This window comes from Gammaproteobacteria bacterium (genome assembly GCA_013001575.1).
In the GTDB taxonomy this organism is placed as follows: domain Bacteria; phylum Pseudomonadota; class Gammaproteobacteria; order Steroidobacterales; family JABDMI01; genus JABDMI01.
Genome location: JABDMI010000015.1, coordinates 1 through 18,600, shown reverse-complemented (window position 1 = coordinate 18,600; position 18,600 = coordinate 1). Strand labels below are relative to the sequence as shown.

The 18,600-nt window shown below is 45.9% G+C and carries 18 protein-coding genes; 10 read left to right on the top strand and 8 right to left on the bottom strand.

Annotated elements, in window-relative coordinates:
• The coding region (gene fadE, locus HKN88_01190) for an acyl-CoA dehydrogenase (GenBank protein NNC96663.1) at positions 1 to 836 on the bottom strand (836 nt) is incomplete at its 3' end.
• Between the two features lie 253 nt (positions 837 to 1,089).
• On the opposite strand from fadE, the gene HKN88_01185 reads away from it, so the two are divergent.
• Positions 1,090 to 2,274 (top strand): GGDEF domain-containing protein, encoded by a 1,185-nt coding sequence (locus tag HKN88_01185; GenBank protein ID NNC96662.1) that lies wholly within the window; start codon positions 1,090 to 1,092, stop codon positions 2,272 to 2,274.
• Positions 2,275 to 2,310: 36 nt separating this feature from the next.
• On the opposite strand, the gene HKN88_01180 is transcribed toward HKN88_01185, so the two are convergent.
• The 5 genes from HKN88_01180 to HKN88_01160 all read right to left on the bottom strand — a co-directional run bounded on the left by HKN88_01180 (position 2,311) and on the right by HKN88_01160 (position 8,036).
• Positions 2,311 to 2,868 carry a hypothetical protein gene (locus HKN88_01180; GenBank protein NNC96661.1) on the bottom strand — a complete coding sequence of 186 codons (558 nt, stop codon included), beginning with the start codon at positions 2,866 to 2,868 and terminating at the stop codon, positions 2,311 to 2,313.
• A 551-nt stretch (positions 2,869 to 3,419) separates the two neighbouring features.
• Positions 3,420 to 4,397: a malate dehydrogenase gene (locus tag HKN88_01175; GenBank protein ID NNC96660.1), complete on the bottom strand. Its 978-nt coding sequence runs from the start codon at positions 4,395 to 4,397 to the stop codon at positions 3,420 to 3,422.
• Between the two features lie 137 nt (positions 4,398 to 4,534).
• On the bottom strand, positions 4,535 to 5,803 hold the full coding sequence (locus tag HKN88_01170) for a hypothetical protein (protein NNC96659.1): 1,269 nt from the start codon (positions 5,801 to 5,803) through the stop codon (positions 4,535 to 4,537).
• Complete coding sequence (locus tag HKN88_01165) at positions 5,796 to 6,449, bottom strand: sigma-70 family RNA polymerase sigma factor (GenBank protein NNC96658.1); 654 nt, start codon at positions 6,447 to 6,449, stop codon at positions 5,796 to 5,798. The genes HKN88_01170 and HKN88_01165 overlap by 8 nt, the downstream gene beginning before the upstream one ends.
• A gap of 12 nt (positions 6,450 to 6,461) precedes the next feature.
• Positions 6,462 to 8,036: a VWA domain-containing protein gene (locus HKN88_01160; GenBank protein ID NNC96657.1), complete on the bottom strand. Its 1,575-nt coding sequence runs from the start codon at positions 8,034 to 8,036 to the stop codon at positions 6,462 to 6,464.
• Between the two features lie 860 nt (positions 8,037 to 8,896).
• Between HKN88_01160 and HKN88_01155 the strand changes: the two genes are divergently transcribed.
• From HKN88_01155 to HKN88_01130, 6 genes are read left to right on the top strand one after another with little or no spacing between them, the layout of a single operon-like run.
• Positions 8,897 to 9,472: a hypothetical protein gene (locus HKN88_01155; protein ID NNC96656.1), complete on the top strand. Its 576-nt coding sequence runs from the start codon at positions 8,897 to 8,899 to the stop codon at positions 9,470 to 9,472.
• A gap of 22 nt (positions 9,473 to 9,494) precedes the next feature.
• A complete protein-coding gene (locus HKN88_01150; protein ID NNC96655.1) occupies positions 9,495 to 9,866 on the top strand; it encodes a GntR family transcriptional regulator in 372 nt (123 codons plus the stop codon).
• A complete protein-coding gene (locus HKN88_01145; GenBank protein NNC96654.1) occupies positions 9,866 to 10,753 on the top strand; it encodes an ABC transporter ATP-binding protein in 888 nt (295 codons plus the stop codon). The genes HKN88_01150 and HKN88_01145 overlap by 1 nt, the downstream gene beginning before the upstream one ends.
• Positions 10,750 to 11,685 (top strand): hypothetical protein, encoded by a 936-nt coding sequence (locus tag HKN88_01140; protein NNC96653.1) that lies wholly within the window; start codon positions 10,750 to 10,752, stop codon positions 11,683 to 11,685. The genes HKN88_01145 and HKN88_01140 overlap by 4 nt, the downstream gene beginning before the upstream one ends.
• Positions 11,686 to 11,712: 27 nt before the next feature.
• Positions 11,713 to 12,078 carry a BON domain-containing protein gene (locus HKN88_01135; protein ID NNC96652.1) on the top strand — a complete coding sequence of 122 codons (366 nt, stop codon included), beginning with the start codon at positions 11,713 to 11,715 and terminating at the stop codon, positions 12,076 to 12,078.
• A 33-nt stretch (positions 12,079 to 12,111) separates the two neighbouring features.
• Entirely contained in the window at positions 12,112 to 13,506 is a 1,395-nt protein-coding gene (locus HKN88_01130) for a DUF4097 family beta strand repeat protein (protein ID NNC96651.1), read from the top strand.
• Positions 13,507 to 13,747: 241 nt separating this feature from the next.
• Here the strand turns inward: HKN88_01130 and speB are convergent, their stop codons facing one another.
• Entirely contained in the window at positions 13,748 to 14,548 is an 801-nt protein-coding gene (speB, locus tag HKN88_01125) for an agmatinase (protein NNC96650.1), read from the bottom strand.
• 59 nt (positions 14,549 to 14,607) lie between these two features.
• On the opposite strand from speB, the gene HKN88_01120 reads away from it, so the two are divergent.
• Complete coding sequence (locus tag HKN88_01120) at positions 14,608 to 16,380, top strand: DUF3592 domain-containing protein (GenBank protein NNC96649.1); 1,773 nt, start codon at positions 14,608 to 14,610, stop codon at positions 16,378 to 16,380.
• Here HKN88_01120 and gorA read toward each other — a convergent pair.
• On the bottom strand, positions 16,369 to 17,724 hold the full coding sequence (gorA, locus tag HKN88_01115; GenBank protein NNC96648.1) for a glutathione-disulfide reductase: 1,356 nt from the start codon (positions 17,722 to 17,724) through the stop codon (positions 16,369 to 16,371). The two genes, HKN88_01120 and gorA, sit on opposite strands and share 12 nt — an antisense overlap.
• 130 nt (positions 17,725 to 17,854) lie before the next feature.
• On the opposite strand from gorA, the gene HKN88_01110 reads away from it, so the two are divergent.
• Together HKN88_01110 and HKN88_01105 are read left to right on the top strand one after the other, a co-directional pair.
• The gene (locus HKN88_01110) at positions 17,855 to 18,184 is read left to right on the top strand and encodes a helix-turn-helix transcriptional regulator (protein NNC96647.1); all 330 of its coding nucleotides are present in this window, start codon (positions 17,855 to 17,857) and stop codon (positions 18,182 to 18,184) included.
• Positions 18,185 to 18,220: 36 nt separating this feature from the next.
• A partial coding sequence (locus tag HKN88_01105) for a glyoxalase/bleomycin resistance/dioxygenase family protein (protein NNC96646.1) occupies positions 18,221 to 18,600 on the top strand: 380 nt, incomplete at its 3' end.

The window sequence follows — 18,600 nt, the reverse complement described above, 5'->3', positions numbered from 1 at the left end:
ATCACCGTGGCAACCGGGGCAAGAGTGATATAGCGTTTGCTGAAATTCAGTTTGATGCCGATGATCTCTTCACCTTTGAACATGCCTTTACACACGATCCCTGAATCGGTTAGCGACGTCGCATCGGAACCGGCGCGTGGCCCGGTTAAGGCAAAACACGGAATCTCACGCCCGTCCGCCAAGCGCGGCAAATAATAATCTTTTTGTTCCTGGGTGCCGTAATGATTCAGTAATTCCCCCGGGCCCAAAGAGTTTGGCACGGCAACAATTGAAGAACAGGTAATACTCACACCGGAAATTTTGATCAGTACTTCGGAATGCGCGAGGGCCGAGAATTCCTTGCCCCCGTATTTCTTGGGTATGATCATAGCAAAAAAGCCTTTGCTTTTGAGGAAATCCCAAACGTGTTCGGGCAAGTCACCTAGTTCGTGGGTAATATGCCAGTCATCCAGCATTCGGCAGAGTTCTTCGACTTCATTGTCCAGGAAGTCTTGCTCTTCCTGGCTCAGTCGTGGTTCGGGAATATCGAGTAATTTGTTCCAATCGGGTTTACCGGAAAACAATTCTCCATCCCACCACACTGTTCCGGCTTCGAGTGCCTCAGACTCGGTTCGCGACATTTCCGGTAACATGGAGCGGTAAATATCCATAAACGGTTTGGTCAGGTATTGTTCGCGGAATGATTTGAGGTTCAATACAACCAAAGCCGCAAAACCCAGAATCAACACACTGTTCCAGATAAATCCGCCATCGCCAAAGATCAAATAGGCCCCTAGCCAAACGCCCATGGCAATGGTGCTGTTTTGTAAACTGAAGCGCTGATAAGTCGCGCTCATAAAGACGGCTAAAAAAGTAATTGTCCAGAAAAGTGCGCCGAACATAATAGACTCCTGTGCAAGCTTTGAATAATTAATCGTAAAGACGACCAATTTAACCCAAGCCAGATTACAAGGCAATGCGTGATTCTACGCAGACAATTGCCTGGAAATCACATTAGTGAAAGATATTGCGACAGATATTCGGTTTGTATGTCATCACAGTGATGTTAAAGTATTGATATTCAAATAATTAATAATCCCGGCAAGATTTATGCGTTCAATTGTTAAAAGCCTGGCGCCAATACTATTGATTCTGGTTGTCGCCATCTATGCATTTCTGCAATACGATCAAATACCGGAAAAGGTCGTTGCCGGATTGATCTATCTCCCTCATTTACTCACCATTTTGTTGGTCGGAATTACACTGTACTTTAATCGAAGTGTGATCTTTTTCTATGTGGTGTTACTCATAATATGTAATGTGGCACTACGCAGTGGCTGGGCGAATGGCGAGTTATCCCTTTCCTTGCTTGGTGCCCTGCTGCCATTGTTATTGCTGAGCGTTACCCTGCTGCCGGAAAAAAGCATTCTCAGCAGTGGAACCACACCGGCCTATTTCATTATTGTAATTTGCATTATTGTGGTCTTTAGTATGGCCAGTTCACCACCCGGCTGGGCAAAAAACCTGTTTCTTGGCGAATGGTTGCCGGAAAAATATTTTGATTGGACATCCTTGTCGCAATCCGCCTTGTTTGTCTGGGTGTTTAGTCTGATGGCTATGATCATCACATTTGCCCTAAAACCCAAACCGCAAATCGCTGTGGGCCTGGGTGTTTTAGTCTGCGTGATCCTGTTGATCCAATTTGGTCAATCACAAGAAAGTTTATTGCTCTTTAGCTGTGCTGCACTGCTGATGTGTTTCTATTTTGTGGTTCAGGATTCCTGGTACATGGCCTATGTGGACGAACTGACGGGCTTGCCTGGAAGACGCGCCTTGCGTGAAAAATTCCAGAATCTTTCAGGCACTTTTGCCCTCGCGATGCTGGACGTGGACCATTTTAAAAAATTCAATGATCGCTACGGGCATGAAACCGGTGATGCGGTATTGCGCATGATTGCGGCCAAACTGCACAAGGTTGGGGGCGGGGGCATTGCCTACCGCTACGGAGGTGAAGAATTTTGTGTGGTGTTTGCAGGCAAAAACAAAAAAGAGTCTAAAGTTGCTATGGAAAATTTGCGTGAAACCATAGAGCAAACCCCGTTTGTGGTTAACCGGGCAACTCGCAGGGCCAGCGAATTAAAATCCAAGCCACGTAAACCGCAATCGGTCAGCGTGACCGTCTCGGCTGGGATTTCCGATTCAAGCGTGTCTAGCCAGCCCTGGGACATTTTAAAACTGGCCGACAAAGCCCTTTATCGCGCCAAGAAAAAAGGTCGTAATTGTGTTGTTATGTGATGATGAGGTCGTAAAAAGAACGATTTCTGAAAATTCTTAGTACATAAAGGTTACCAAACCCGAACCACGTTTATTGGCCTCGATCAGCCATCCGATATATTCGTGGTAATAGGCTTTTTTATTATGGTCTTCCTGAATAGTGAAAAGCTGCATGGCGACCTCATAACGATCACGCATTTCCCGGTTAGGAATACAACCAATACGCGGCACTTGATCTGGCCAGGGAATTTTATTAAACAACGGGCCTGGACGCGATCCCAGTTCATTGATCTCGTGAAGTTCGACAAATCGCTCACGTGATAGATTTCGCAAGGCCTCGGGGTACATGGCCTTCCCCATGCCTTTACACATCAATTCCAGGGCATAGGCGTAATCCGCATTATTATTTTTACTCGGGCGCAAGTCATTGAATACAATAAATGACAGCAGCTCTTCGATATCGTGATCGCCCGGGCGTTGCCGGTTTCTTTTAAATCTGGATATGTCGTCGGCAATATCAAATTTAAGGCTGTTAAGAAAATTAACATCGTGCGAACCGATCATGCTGATCAATTCATCAACATCCACAGCGTAAGCGTTAATCCCGTATTTCATCCGCCCACTTTAGCAAAGCCAGAGTGCTTTTTCCATGGTTGATTCTCAAAAGCGTGCTCATATCAAGTAATAATATTAGACAACCAGATACCAACCAGTTTAGAAGTTATCGCGATCACAAGTAGCGTCAAGACTATAAATCCCCACCCTAACATCCAGTACCATGCTCGTAGGATGTGTCGAACAATTTTTTTTCTAAATCCGCTCTGGGTGGCGGCTTTTTGCGGAATGGATTGAAAAACACCAATGAACGAATAGGAACAGACAGCCCATAACAATCCTATAAATGCCGGCATTATCAAATTATGAACATCTTTTGCGCTGATCAAAATTGCCCATACCAGTAAAGCCAGACACAAAATTCCAAACCCAATTGCAGGTATTCGTAAAAATTTTATTCGAGATGCTAATTTCTGCAATGATTCAAGCATGGATATCAAAAGTCTTTAGTATTTATCCCATGGTAGCAAATTTTTTTATGCATGATAAAGCAAGCATAAAAAAGCCCGACCAAAGCCGGGCTTTATAAATTATCGCTCTTAACTTCAAAATTAAGGTAGCAATTCCTTTACACCATCACGCTCTTCGCGCAATTCGGCTTCTGTAGCATCCATACGATCTCGACTGAATTCATTGATATCCAGTCCTTGCACAATGCTGTAATCGCCATTGGCACAGGTAACCGGATACGAATACACAATACCTTCTTCAATATCGTAAGAACCATCGGCAGGTACTGCCATGCTGATCATTTTGCCATTCGTGCCCAGGGCCCAGTCATGCATATGATCAATTGCGGCTGAAGCGGCAGATGCAGCTGAAGAAGCACCGCGTGCAGCGATAATTGCCGCGCCACGTTTCTGAACCGTTGGAATGTAATCGTTCACATAAAAATCATTATCAATCAGGTCCAGTGCCGCTTTGCCATCAACCGTTGCATGATGCAGGTCGGGATACTGGGTGGATGAGTGATTGCCCCAGATGATCAGATTCTCGATCTTGGTGGAATGTGAATCCGTCTTGCTGGCGAGTTGACTCAAGGCGCGGTTGTGATCCAAGCGCGTCATGGCCGTGAAGTTACGCGGATTCAGATCCGGCGCATTGGCTCTGGCGATCATGGCGTTGGTGTTTGCCGGGTTACCGACAACCAAAACTTTGACGTCGCGGCTGGCCGAGGCATTCAATGCCTGGCCTTGCGAAGAAAAGATCTTGGCGTTCGCTTGTAACAAGTCTTTACGCTCCATACCCGGACCACGAGGACGCGCGCCGACCAATAAGGCGAAATCTGTGTCCTTAAAGCCTTTCACCGGGTCATCGGCGGTTTCAATACCGACCAATGATGGAAAAGCGCAGTCATTCAGCTCCATAACCACGCCTTCCAGGGCTTGCATGGCTGGGGGAATCTCGACCAGTTGCAAAATGACAGGGGTATCTGGTCCTAATAATTGACCAGAAGCGATACGGAAAGCGAGTTGATAGCCAATGTTACCAGCGGCTCCGGTAATGGCGACACGAACGGGTTTAGTCATGGAAATGCTCCAAAAAATCGGAAAATTAGGGGAAATTCAAAATTTGGACGCGCATTTTACCACGCTTGAGGCCGACTGACTGATAGCAGGCCAAGAGAAAAAACAGGCACTTTAGCGATTATTTCAGGCCCGGATTTTCAATTACCGCTTGCTGTGTCTTTTTGTTTAACTTGGCAGTAACCCAAATCGCATTCAACTGAGTATCCTTCACACTGCTTACGAATTTCGTCAGGAGTAAATTCGCTGTTGTAAGCGTCAAGCTCGGAGCGGTTGATCGTCTGGAGACAATCACAACTCTCACACTCCAGAGCCAGTAACTCACAATCATAGGAAACCTGGCAGGTGCGATGTTCGAATTGCACTTCGCTTAAAACATTCTTTTCCATGGGTGCACCCGTTACGACTACTTCCTGCGCAGCAGCAATGCCAGGGCTTGTCTCGGCAACCGGAGCAATAATCACTTCTTCAATCATCAAGTCTTGCTCATCGCGTACGTCTGCCGACACTGGTGTGGAGACACCGCTTGCCAGGGTTTCGGGTTTTGTTGCAGCAAAGCCCTCCTCCGGATTTACTGTTGGATCAGACACTTGTTTTGCCACTGGCGCAGGTGGTTTTTCAGGGACCGGGGATTTAATCTTCACCCTGTCTCCCCGCGAGTCCACGCTCGCATTACCCATCAAGCGAGCACGTTGCTGAGCAACTTGTTCAGCCGCTGCCTCGCGTTGACGCTTATCGGAATCCATTTTTTGTTGTTCGGCTTGTTGAGCATTCTGTCTGGCCGTTGTTGTGTCACGCAAAGCACCATCAGCCATCCCCGATAACTCGTCTTTGCGGTCTGGTGAAGAAATCTTCGCGGCACGGGTCTTTAGGGTGTCTTGGGCGAATTCTTGTTCGCGCTGTTCCTTGAGAGCCTCGGGTTTTTCAGACGCGTATTGGCCCGGCAAAATCTCACCCGTGTTATCCAAGGACTCAGTTACGATTGCCGGCTTATTGTTATTTGACGAGGCCTGACCACTTATTTCTGCACTGTCACTGTAGACCGTTGCCGAACTTGCTGCCGGGTTGCCAAGCTCATTAAACTCGGGACTTTGCAACACGCGCAGGAATATTCCAGAAGTGACCAACACGGTGGCAGCCACCGCCATTGGCATAGCCCATTTGGGTAACACTTGTTTGCGAGATGTGGCCTCGCGTTGCCCGCGACGGAAACTGATGTCGGTGACGGTGGCCGCAGTATCCGTCGATGTATTCGTTGCAGCCTCATCTTTGGTGACAACATCAGCCGCTTGCTGCAAGATCAAAGCATCCAGTTCCGCTGAGGGTTGCAATTCGTCCCGGGCATTCAATTTATCGAACGCTGAACGCAAGGCATCCTGATTCTGATCAAGTGGTTTTTTGTCAGTCATGGGATACCTCGTTGTCTATTGCATGTGCCGCGGCTTGTGATGTGTCTAACTGGGTTCTCAATTTTTTCATGGCATAACGTAATCGACTTTTAACGGTTTCTCGCCCTATTCCATCCAGTGAGGCAATCTGTTCCAGGGTAAGTCCATGGTCGTAATGTAACAACACCACGTCACGTTGTATTGGCGGCAAGTTTGCAATGGCTGCACGGAAACGCTCCAGACGTTCCTCACTCAAAAGATCAGCAAACATGTCGGTGGATGATTCCAGCTCGATGTGCGAGTCGTCTTGATCAACCGACAGCATGTCGGGTTTATGCTTGCGCCATTGATCTATCACCAAATTGTGGGCAACATGAAATAGATAGGTTGTGAATTTGGCTTTGACCTCATATCGAGCGCGTGCTTTTATCACTTTACTCCAGGCTTCCTGAAACAACTCGGCGCCCAACGCCTCATTTCCAAGCATACGCACACAGTAGCGATACAAACTCCCTTTGTGCCGAGTGTACAGAGTGGCAAATGCCTGCTGATCGTTGTGTTGTGCATACGCCATCATCAACTCCTCATCGGAGATCTCTGATTCCGGTGATTCAAGCTGGCCTGAAGGGTGCACATCCATGTGCAAAGCATACTTCACCGCCAACATATTGACCAGCTGTCAGTGGGTTTCCGAAAGCAAGTGGTCGCCGTTCTCGCCCGACAATTCCGCCGCTAACTCAACCAGCCCGACAAACTCGTGTCGATAACCATGTTCATCATTTTGTGCACCGCTTTGGGCCAGTTCGTAAATGTCCTCATAACCGAAATCTTTGATGTATTGACTGCGTTTGAGTTTTTGCCCGAACGCTGAGACTGCAGCGGCAAAACGAAACTCAGGGCTTGTGCTACGCAAACGGCGCTCGTCCGACTTTTTCACCACAAATTTACGCAATTGGCTTTTGTCTGCATCGGGATACTTGAAACGCAATTTCACATAAGCAATCTCGTTGCGATAACTCATTGGTGCCTGAATCTTGCTGCTATGGTTGTTGCTTTGCTGCTTGCCATAGCGTAGTGGATCTATCGCACGGCTTTGTTGCTCACTCGGGAATATCTCGTAAATAGCGGTAACGTTATGCCCGGCCCCGATCTCACCGGCATCCACCGTGTCGTTATTAAAGTCTTCTCTTTTCAGAGCACGATTTTCATAGCCAATCAAACGGTATTCTGACACTTGCATAGGATTAAATTCGATCTGGATCTTGACGTCTTTGGCCACTGTTAGCAAAGTGCTGCTCATTTCGGTAACCAGAACTTTTTCGGCTTCTTGCACGCTGTCGATATAGGCATTGTTACCATTGCCTACGTCGGCGATCTGTTCCATAAGCTGGTCGTTGTAATTACCCGTACCAAATCCCAAGGTAGTCAGGGAAATACCGGTTTTACGTTTGTCTTCGATCAAGCGTTTCAGCGCTTCTACATTGCTAGTGCCGACATTAAAGTCACCATCAGTGGCCAGAATTATGCGATTGATACCGCCATCGATATACGCTTGTTCTGCCATTTGGTAAGCCAGTTGAATGCCCGCCACACCATTGGTCGAACCACCCGCACGCAAACGGGACATGGCCGCCAAAATTTCACGCTTGTTATCACCGTTAGTTGGCTCAAGCACTACACCAGACGCACCCGCATAAACCACAATGGAAACCGAATCATCTTCATTCAAATGCTTTGTTAGCATCCGAAATGATTTTTTCAACAAAGGCAACTTGTCCGGTGAATTCATGGAGCCGGAAACGTCCATTAAAAACACCAGATTTGCCGAAGGCCGCTCGCTGGCGTCAACTTCATAGGCCTGCAAACCGATCTTTAATAAGCTGGAGTTCGCATTCCAGGGTGTGGGCGCCAATTCCGTTGTCACTGAAAACGGGTCTTTTGTCGATTTCGGGGCAGCGTATGAATAATCAAAATAATTAATGAATTCTTCCACCCGAACTGCATCCGGTTGCGGTAAATAGCCCTGTTGTAGCATGCGCCGCACGTTGGTGTAAGAACCGGTGTCAACATCCACACTAAAAGTTGATACGGGATCGTCTGCCACACTCTTGACCGAATTCTCTTCCAAGGAGGCGTATTTTTCATTATTAACCGGCAAGTAAGGATCATTGCTGTTTACAACTTGATTCAAAGGGGGAGCGTTTGCTATCGCATTACTATCAATGCGTTGTTGGCTTATGGTATGTCCCAGCATTATTCCAGACTGGCTGACTGGCGCAATGCTCACGTTCACTTCTTCTACATCAGATTTAATAGTAGTTTGATCGGATAAATTAGTTTTTTGCCTGGTCGGTTTTTCAGGAACAGATTTTTGTGCTGATGATCCTTGTAGTGCTTGAGTCTCCCGTCTTTCTTTCGCAGAGCGCAGACGTTCTCCGATGACCACCACATCATTTAAACCAGATTGACTTTGTGATTTATTTTTTTTGTGATCGCTCGACTCTATCAATGGCGCGTTTAGTCTTTCATCAGTATCGACATCGCGGTTTTGTTCAACATTACCGACACAGGCCACAAGCGTTGCCGTACAGGCTATTAAAGAACACTGTGTAAACAATCTGGGCAGACGTACACTAAACAGGCTTTGAGATTTGGTCTCTTTATTCGATTTAGAATTATTTGGTTTCATGGGTTTTCCTCATTCGTATTTATCACTCTGTTATCAGGTTCTCGCTGGCATTTGCGAGAGTGTCAGATACTTAAACGAGGTCGTATTACAAATGGGGTTAGGTGTTGATCTGAGATAACACTGAAAAGTGAAAATTGAACCATTATCGATAATTTGACTAATTTTTATTCATATTCAGATTAAATTGAACACCATATTCACCGCGTAGAACACCTCAACGGCACAATTGTTGACATTTTTAATATTATTAACTTGTTGTATTTATTGGTTTTTATTCAGTATTTGATAAATATTTTGCCAAAGTACTTGCCATTTACCAGTCTGGTGTTATAGTTCACTACAACACCACTACGGTCAAAATCCAAAAACCCGACAGTGATGGTGTTATTAAATTTTCAAAGAAAGGCTACGGCCAGGAGAAAAAAATGAACACCCACGCAAGACAGTCCATCAGTCATTCGTTTGTTAAAGCGTTAACTGCTGCAGTACTTTTGGTAACTTGCTTTAATACCCAAGCAACGGAAAGTGCTACAAACGAATTATCTAAGCAGTTCCGCACTGAAACTCTTCAGAGCATTCAGGCAGAGCTGCAAACAAGCGACATGGTCGCTCCTTCTTATGAATTACTCACCACGATCACTCGTCATGTTTCTATGTCTGAATCAATGCGATTGGAAACCCAACAAAGCATGCAAAGTGAAAAAAGCTTTGAGCAATATGCTCCTAGCCTGGAAAGCTTGAATGCTGTATTGGCAAACGTGCCGCAAACACAGCCAGAACCTGTATTGGCAGCGATTAGTAAAACAGCCCGTCAAGCGGTAAGTGTTGAAGCAGTAAATACAGAGTCGATCATTCCTGTGATCGCAACTCTGGGTACAATTGATTTTGATGTTAAGGATGCTGCCAGCCGTGAGGCTACAATGATCGCCCTGGATTTTGCGATTGAAACTTTACAAAGCGCCAAGCGAAATTTAGCCGTCAGTCAGCGCCTGACATTATAAGAATATCCTTACAGGAAATACTATGAGCAATACCTGGAATGACAACCAACCGATCTATCGCCAGCTACGCGACCGCGTAGTGGCGATGATCCTCGACGGCACCCTGAACGATGGCGATGTTTTACCTTCAGTTCGCTCGGTAGCCGCCGAGTACCGCTTAAATCCGATGACCGTTATGAAAGGTTATCAGGAACTGGTCGATGCTGATCTGGTTGAAAAAAAACGCGGTTTGGGAATGTTTGTTATGCCGGGAGCTTCAGAGAAATTAATGACTAGCGAACGTGAAAAGTTTTTACAGGAAGAGTGGCCGGGAATACATAACCGCATCAAGCGGCTGGGCCTGGACTTGAATGATCTAATAAAAAATAAAACTACAACCGGGGGAGACGAGTAGTGAGTACAGTGATTCATGCGAAAGGACTGACCAAGGTATATGGCACGACCTATGCCTTGAACCAGGCGAATTTCAAGGTCGAAGCCGGCCAAATTATCGGCCTGATCGGGCCAAACGGCGCCGGAAAGACCACAGCACTTAAAGCTATCTTGGGCTTAACCAAGTTTGATGGTGAACTCAGGGTATTAGGCCTGGATCCCTACAAGGATCGCGCCAAGCTTATGGAAAATGTGTGCTTTATTGCCGATGTGGCCGTTTTGCCGCGTTGGATGAAAGTGTCACAAGCGATCGAGTTTGTCGAAAAAGTCCATCCTAAGTTCAATCGCTCTAAAGCGGAAGATTTTCTTAAGCGCACCAAGATAAACCCGGATTCCAAGATCAAGGCCTTATCCAAAGGCATGGTCACGCAATTACATCTGGCTCTGGTGATGGCGATCGATGTGAAATTACTGATTCTCGATGAACCAACATTGGGCCTGGATATTTTGTATCGCAAGGAATTTTATTCGCGTTTACTGAATGATTATTTTGATGATCAAAAAACTATATTGATCACCACCCATCAAGTTGAAGAGGTCGAACACATTTTATCGGACTTGTTATTCATAGATGATGGCAAGATCGTGCTCGATGAAAGCATGGAGGATATCGCCACTTTATACAGCGAAGTTTTAGTCTCACCCGAGAATTATGATCTGGCCGAGTCTTATGCCCCGATTCATAAAACTGACGTATTTGGTAAACGCGCCTATTTGTATCGTTCCGGTGATTTCACCAAGTTACAGGCCCTGGGTGAGACACGTACACCGGGCGTGGCAGACTTGTTTGTTGCCATTATGCAGAACAAGCGCTTGCAGACTCGCGCTAATCAAGGAGTAGCCGCATGAAACATTTACCCATATTGTTAAAACGTGAATATTGGGAACATCCGGCTTTCTGGATTGCACCGGCCGTGGTTTTTGGAATTGTGATTCTGGGTGCCTTGGGCGGTTTTATTCAGGGCGTTGGTGGCACCATTGGCTTCACACATTTGGTTAACGGCCTGGAAATGACGCCGGAAGGCGGCCGTACCGGAGTAATCTATGCCACTTTTATTGGCATACAAAGTGTGTTTTTAATAGTGATGCCGTGGGTAATTTTCTTTTACCTGCTTGATGCATTATTCAGTGAACGTAAGGAACGGCATATTTTGTTTTGGAAATCTCTACCGGTTTCCGACACAGAAACGGTTATCTCAAAAGTGTTGACCGCAAGTCTGGTGATCCCGGTATGTTTTTTCCTGGGGGTATTTGTTACCAAGATTGTCGTGCTCATACTTAGCACACTGTTCATCTGGTTTGGCGGCGGTTCGGCTTATGAATTATTGTGGAAACCGGCACCGATCTTTTCTGATGTGGGCGTGAGTATTTATACAATCATTGCCTCTGGCTTATGGATGCTGCCATTCACAGGCTGGCTATTGTTTGCTTCAAGCCTGGCGAAAAAGGCACGTCCGTTCCTGTGGGCTGTATTGACACCAATCTTCATTGCGATGATGGAAGGTATCATGTTTGGTAGTAACAATTTTGTCGACATGATCGGTAACTATGTGGGCAGCTTTTTTGAAACAGCATTTCAAGTTGGCAATAGCGACCTGAATGTCGATATTGAAGGCTGGGATGATTTGCATAAACTGGATCTTCCGGATGATTTCAGTCTGACCAGTATCATTAATCCAGTTGGCCTATTAAGCTCGATCAAGCTCTGGGTTGGTGCAGCGCTTGGTTCTGCCTTTATCGCCGGTGCAATCTACCTGCGCCGCTATCGGGATGACAGTTAAATAATAATTCTTAAACAAGGACAAAGCATGAACTTTAAATACTTGCTGCTGTTAACCATACCAATGCTTTTATCTGCTTGTGTGGTTGTGATCGGCGACGATGACGGTGAATTGAGTTATGGGCATGAGCAAGACATATACAGCAGTCATCACGATAATGAATCCGAGACGCACTTATCTAATTACGCACTGCCAGAGCGTGTGCAAAACAAGTTTTCTGACGATGCCGTGTTGTTTGACCGCAATATTTCTGTGACGGCAAAAAATGGCATTGTGTATTTACACGGTGAAGTCTTCAGTCAGTCAGATCTCGACCGTGCCGTAACTTTGGCGCTGGAAGAGGAAGATGTGGTGGCAGTATCGTCCCGACTCATTCTTACCATTGCAAAATAATCCTATTCAATTAAGAAATTTTCAGGAGCATTTATGTACCATTTAACAAATTTCAAACTGGTAATTCTAGGCATGTTATTGGCCAGTTCAGCAGTTTTGCATGCCGCTGAATCCAGCAAGACTGTCGAGTTACATACAAAGCCGGACAATAATTTGATTGTTATCCAGAATATAGCTGGAAAAATTACGCTTTCGCCAAGTAGTGATAGTATGATCCACATCACCGGTACGGCCAAAGCACAGGCTAAAAACCAGAAAAAAGCAGATGAGCTGCTTGAAAGTATCGGATTTGATGAAGAAAAATTCGACGACAAAACCGTAATTTCCGTTAGCTACCCATTGGATGATTACACTGGAATTATTTACAACCCGGATGACAAAGCATCATCCTGGAACTGGGGCGGTCAAAGCAGTAGTAAATACATGGGCCAGAAAGTTCGGGTTGCACGCAAGGCCAAAGGCGTCTTTTCGAAATGGGCCGAGGTATACGCCGATTTGAACATTGCCATTCCGGCCGGTCAGAAAAGCAAAGTGCGGGTTATCTCCGGGCAAATTGATGCCAACAACATTAACAATGACCTGTCACTGGATTCCAGCTCGGGAAAGATCAATGTTAACGATTCGCGTGGCCGGCTTTCGGCGGATACCGGAAGCGGCAAGATCACTATTGAGAATTTCACTGGTGATATCGATGCCGATACTGGCTCGGGAAGCATTGTTCTCACTAATATCAATGGCAGTGCAGATGCTGATACCGGTTCAGGTAGCATCAAGATCAACAAAGTAACTGGCAATGTAAAGGCTGATACCGGCTCGGGCTCTGTGACTGTGAATGATTACCTGGGCGGCGAACTGATCGAGATTGATACCGGCTCGGGCGGAGTGCGTATCAATGGCGACCTTGGTAATGTCAATAATCTTGAGATCGACACCGGTAGTGGCAGTGTCAAAATTGTTAGCACACACGCACCTTCTCTGAAGATTGATATAGACACAGGCAGTGGCGGCATCCATGTTGATTTACCCGATCTACAAGTTAAACGTGATAAGCGCGGAACATTCATTGGCACCGTAGGTGACGGCAAAGGCCGAGCCAGTATCGATACCGGCAGTGGCAGTGTGAGCTTTAAAATGGATGACAGTTATGAGTCGGTCGCGAAACCGGTTTCTGGAAATGATAAATCAAAATCTGATCGAGCGAAAAACACTGGAAAGCCTAACCCGGAATTGGCCACCAAAGTACAAGCCGCATTAAATAAAGATGAGGATATTCGTAATGCAAATCTTGAAGTGAGCGCTGTAGGCAGTCGGGCTATTATTGCAGGCAGCATGGACAGCGTTTGGGATATCGCCAAAGCTGTCAAAATTGTCAATGATGTTGAAGGCGTTGACAATGTATCTGTCGACCTCGAACTGAATGAAGACTAGTCAACGGTTATCACGGAATTAATGATATTCGTTTTTTAATTTTTACTTACTGCGATTCAATGGATTGATGATCCCCTCGCTCCACAATTGAATCGTTTTGCTTGCCGCGGCAGCTTAGGCTTGTCGCGGCTTTTTTAATGGAGCACCTTCGCAATTAGCGTAATCGTAATCCAGTGCGATTGAATGTATAACCCGATCCTGAATCAGGTGAAGAAATTATAAATGTCGAATTACACCGGCCTCACAACATTTTCACCATAAATTCTTTAAACAGTTTGGCGCCTACAAAGGCGGTCATGTCATTAATGTCTTGCACCGGGTTGTATTCAACAATATCAGCACCCACCAATTCCACCTCAAGATCCTGGATCACCTCCAGAACCTGACGCACCGTAAGTCCCCCGGGCTCGTGGTGTGAGACTCCTGGTGCACACGACGGATCCAAAGCATCCATATCAAACGACAGATATAAAGGACCTTCGATTTCCATTTCGTCCAGGCTTTGCAAGCCGTTCCAGTTCTGCATTTCAATCACTTCCACCCCGTAACGCTCGATCTGGTCTCGTTGATGTGGATTGATCGTGCGAATACCGACCTGGATCAGGCGTTTCGCGAGGTTTTCTTCCATAATCCGGGCAAACGGACACGCATGAGAAAAGGGGTTGCCATCGAGTTCGTCGTACAAGTCCGGATGCGCATCAAAATGCAGAATGGTTATATCGGGATAGATCCGGGCGTAGGCACTAAGAATGGGATAGGTAATGGAATGATCACCACCCAGGGTTAAAACTTTGTTGCCTTCGCGAAGCTGATGCATGACCAGAGATTCAATTTTCTGAAAGGCCAAGTATTCATCGCCACACTCAATATCACCCAGATCTTTCCAGTTGTAATTCTTTTTCAGGTCCACGCCGTTTTCGGCACACCAATTCATGGATCCACTGTTCAAGGCATCGCGAATTTTTTGCGGACCCAGAGCCGTTCCGCGCAAATGCGAGGAGTTAAAGTCTAGCGGGATTCCAAGTAAGGCAACTTGCTTCATGTGAATGAATTATAACGAGAATTCCGGTTAACGCGAGAGTTATGGTATAAAGTTCTTATATGCAATTAACTAAGAATAATAAATCCGGGGTCTCTAAAGGAACCGGATGTTTAACTATTTTTGGCCTTGTGTTCCTGATCGCGGGTTTGGCGGTCGGATTTTTTGCTTTAAAGAACTTGGCCGCAAGCCTGCAAGCCAGTTCCTGGGTAGAAACGCCTGCGCAGGTAGTTTCGGCAGATCTTAAAGTCAATCATGGTGACGATTCAACTACCTATAAAGCCACTGGTAGTTTCCGCTATCAATTCAATGGCAAAACGTATACCTCCGGCAAATTATATTTCGGGTTTGGCAGTGACAATGTGGGGTCATTTCATCAGGATCTGGTGAACGATATGCGTCGTTCACAAAGTCGGCAGCAAAGCATGTCGGCCTGGGTTAATCCTGATAACCCCAGCGAAGCCGTTTTAATCAAAGATGTGCGTTGGGGTCTGTTTGGATTAATGATGTTGTTCCCGCTTTTGTTTGGTGGCGTGGGTGCCGGAATTATGTGGATAGCAAAAAGAGGGAAAAAGAAGGCTCTGGAAGAGCTGGAATTACAATCCATTTATCCGGAACAGCCATGGATGTGGCGATCTGAATGGCATACATCTGAACTCTTGAGTAACAACAAAAATTTACTCTGGTTCAGTATTGGGTTTGCAATTTTCTGGAATTCAATTTCTACACCTTTATTATTCATTCTCCCGCATGAAGTTTTAGATAAAAATAATTACCTGGCTTTAATCGGTCTCTTATTCCCGCTCGTGGGCATAGGCCTCGCAGCCTGGGCTGTGCGTAATTATTTGCAATGGAAACGCTTTGGTGAAAGCAAGCTCACCTTGCAAGAACTGCCTGCCCGACTCGGACAAACTCTGAGGGCCAACCTGCACATTCCTGCCGAGATCAAAGAGTCTGGCGAATGTCTGGTGAGAGTTGAATGCATACATAAATATACCTCAGGTTCGGGGGATAACCGCTCAACCCGTGAAGAGATTAAATGGCAAGACGAGCAAAGACTCAACATCAATCCCGCCAGTTTTAATCAGACCCATGACATGCCTTTAGTCTTTAAACTTCCAAATAACCAGCCAATCAGCGATTGGTCAATCCCGGGAAGTGAACATCTGTGGCGATTGAGCGCCGCGGTCGATTTACCGGGCGCCGATTATGCAGCAAGTTTTGAAATCCCGGTTTTCGAACCGGATGATAGTCAGGAATCTGGCGAGTCGGACTATGAAGAGCAATTTTTTGCCGAAATGCTCGACGATAATGCCAATATTGACCAGGGAGACTGGTCACGACTGAATTTCACTTTGGATCAAAATGTTCATGGCCGCCAATATATTTTTGGACGTGCTCGACTTAAAAGTATGTGCTTTGGTCTTAGCCTGATGGCATTGATCTTTGGCGGGGTCGGGATTGCGATGTTTGTTGTGGAGAACGGCAGTTCATTTATTGGCGTCGGGTTTTCATTTTTCGGGCTATTGCTCGGATGGGGAGCACTGCATCAGTGGCTGTATAGATCCGCGATAACGGTTAGCCATAATAAGCTCATCTCGCAATCAGGCTGGTTGAATGCCAACACCAAAGAATTTACCCTTGCGGACGTTAAGCGTTTGTACAAACACAGCTCAATGTCATCGGGTAATGTGAAGTACTACGGCATTTATATCGATACACCGGACAAACGAAAAATTAAGCTGGCAGAAAATCTGGTTGGCAATCGAGACGTCGACAGCCTAATGCATAAAATTGCCAATGAGTTTGGACTGGATGGTGCCCTAGTCTATTGACGGGGTGCGCATAGTCACGAATTCTTCCGCGGCGGTTGGATGAATTCCGATGGTGGCATCAAACACTGCCTTAGTTGCTCCCGCTTTCATGGCCACGGCCAAGCCCTGAATGATCTCGCCGGCATCCGGTCCGATCATGTGTATACCAAGCACTTCATCGCTTTCTTTATCCACGATCAATTTCATAAAACTTTTTTCCGGGTTTCCCGACAAGGTGTGTTTCATCGGACGAAAACGTGATTTATAAATGCATAACTCGTGAGTGTCGTGCGCATCTTGTTCGTTTAAACCAACTGTCGCAATATTTGGCTGACAAAAAACGGCCGTGGCCAGATCATCGTAATCGACGGTTCGAGGCTGATTGCCAAATTGCGTGTAGGCAAACGCCATACCTTCTTCTAAAGCCACCGGGGTTAGTTCGGGAGTATCAATAATATCGCCTACCGCATAAATTGAAACCTCGCTAGTTTGAAACTCTTCATTCACCTGGATCTTGCCATTAGAATCCAGTTCGACATTGACTGTATCCAGGCCAAGATCATGCAACATGGGTTTGCGTCCTGTAGCATACATAATCGCATCAGCTTGCATCGTCGAACCGTCGTTCAAGTGTGCGCTTAATTGTCCATCAGTGTTTTTCTCTATGCGACGAATATTGCTTTCCAGTTTTAGTTTGATGTTTTTATTGAGTAATTCTTCAGAAATGATTTCGCTAATGTCTGTATCAAAATGGCGTAATATTTTCGGTCCACGATATATCAATGTTGTATCAACACCCAAGCCTTGATAGATTCCGGCGAATTCCACTGCGATGTAACCACCACCCACGATCAATATTTTTTTAGGAAGCTTGTCCAGATAAAAGGTTTCGTTGGAAGTTATGGCGTGTTCACTGCCCTCAAACTCTGGCACATCAGGCCAGCCACCAACCGCTAATAAGATCTTTCCAGCGGTAATGGTTTTACCGTTGATCGCCACGGAGTTTGGACCTGTGACGCGGGCACGACCCTTGATAATCTCACAGCCGGCATTTTCCAGCAGTCGCCGATAAATTCCATTCAGTCGTTCAATTTCTTTGGTTTTGTTGTCGCGTAAAGTTGCCCAATCAAAATCTGGTGCTTTACCCATGTTCCACCCGAATCCCTCGGCATCGTGAAAGTCCTCTGAGAAATGTGAGGCATACACAAATAATTTTTTAGGTACACAACCTACATTCACACAGGTCCCGCCCAGATAACGTTCTTCCGCCACCACGACTTTGGCTCCAAAACCGGCTGCCATACGCGCAGCACGCACCCCGCCCGAACCGGCTCCAATTACAAAAAGATCGACATCGTAGTTCAAAATTTGTACCTGTAAATTGTTGATATTTAACTATATTTCATACAGTTTACCGCAAACTGCAAAAACAAGTTATCTGACCCTGATATTGCATAATATTGCTATCGACTAATATATCGATTATTCTAGATATATGGATATTAATACTGCCACACCGATTTTCGCCGCCCTGGCCCATGCAACCCGCTTAAGGGTATTCCGAAGCCTGGTTGAAGCTGGCCCGGATGGTTTATCGGCGGGACAGATCGCGGCGCAATTAAATGTTGTGCAAAACACCATGTCATCACACCTCAATACACTGACTCAAAACCATTTGATCACTAAACAACGCAATGGGCGCAAACTCATTTATCGGGCCAATTATGAATGCATGAGTGATGTCATTACCTTTTTATTACAAGACTGCTGCAACGGTTCGCAAAATGTTTCCGAATCGGTGAGTGCAGCAATAGCCTGTAACTAATTTAAATTAATCCACATTTTCGCATTGGAGTAAATCATGAAACGCTTTCACGTAAACCTGAATGTCGCCGACCTCGACAAGTCCATACTGTTTTATACCAACTTGTTCAAGCAGGAACCGAGTGTCATTAAAGACGATTACGCCAAATGGATGCTCGAGGATCCGAGAGTAAATTTGGCCATTAACACACGCGGTGGCAAACTCGGCGTTGATCATCTTGGCATACAAGCCGAGAACGCAGCAGAATTTTCCGAGATAGAACAACAACTCACCGCGGCCGAAATGGAAATTTTTGATCAGGGTAAAACCACCTGTTGTTACGCCGAATCCGATAAAGCCTGGGTTCTGGATCCGGATGGTGTTTCCTGGGAAACATTTTTAACCGTGGGTGAGGCAACGACCTATAACGGTCAGTC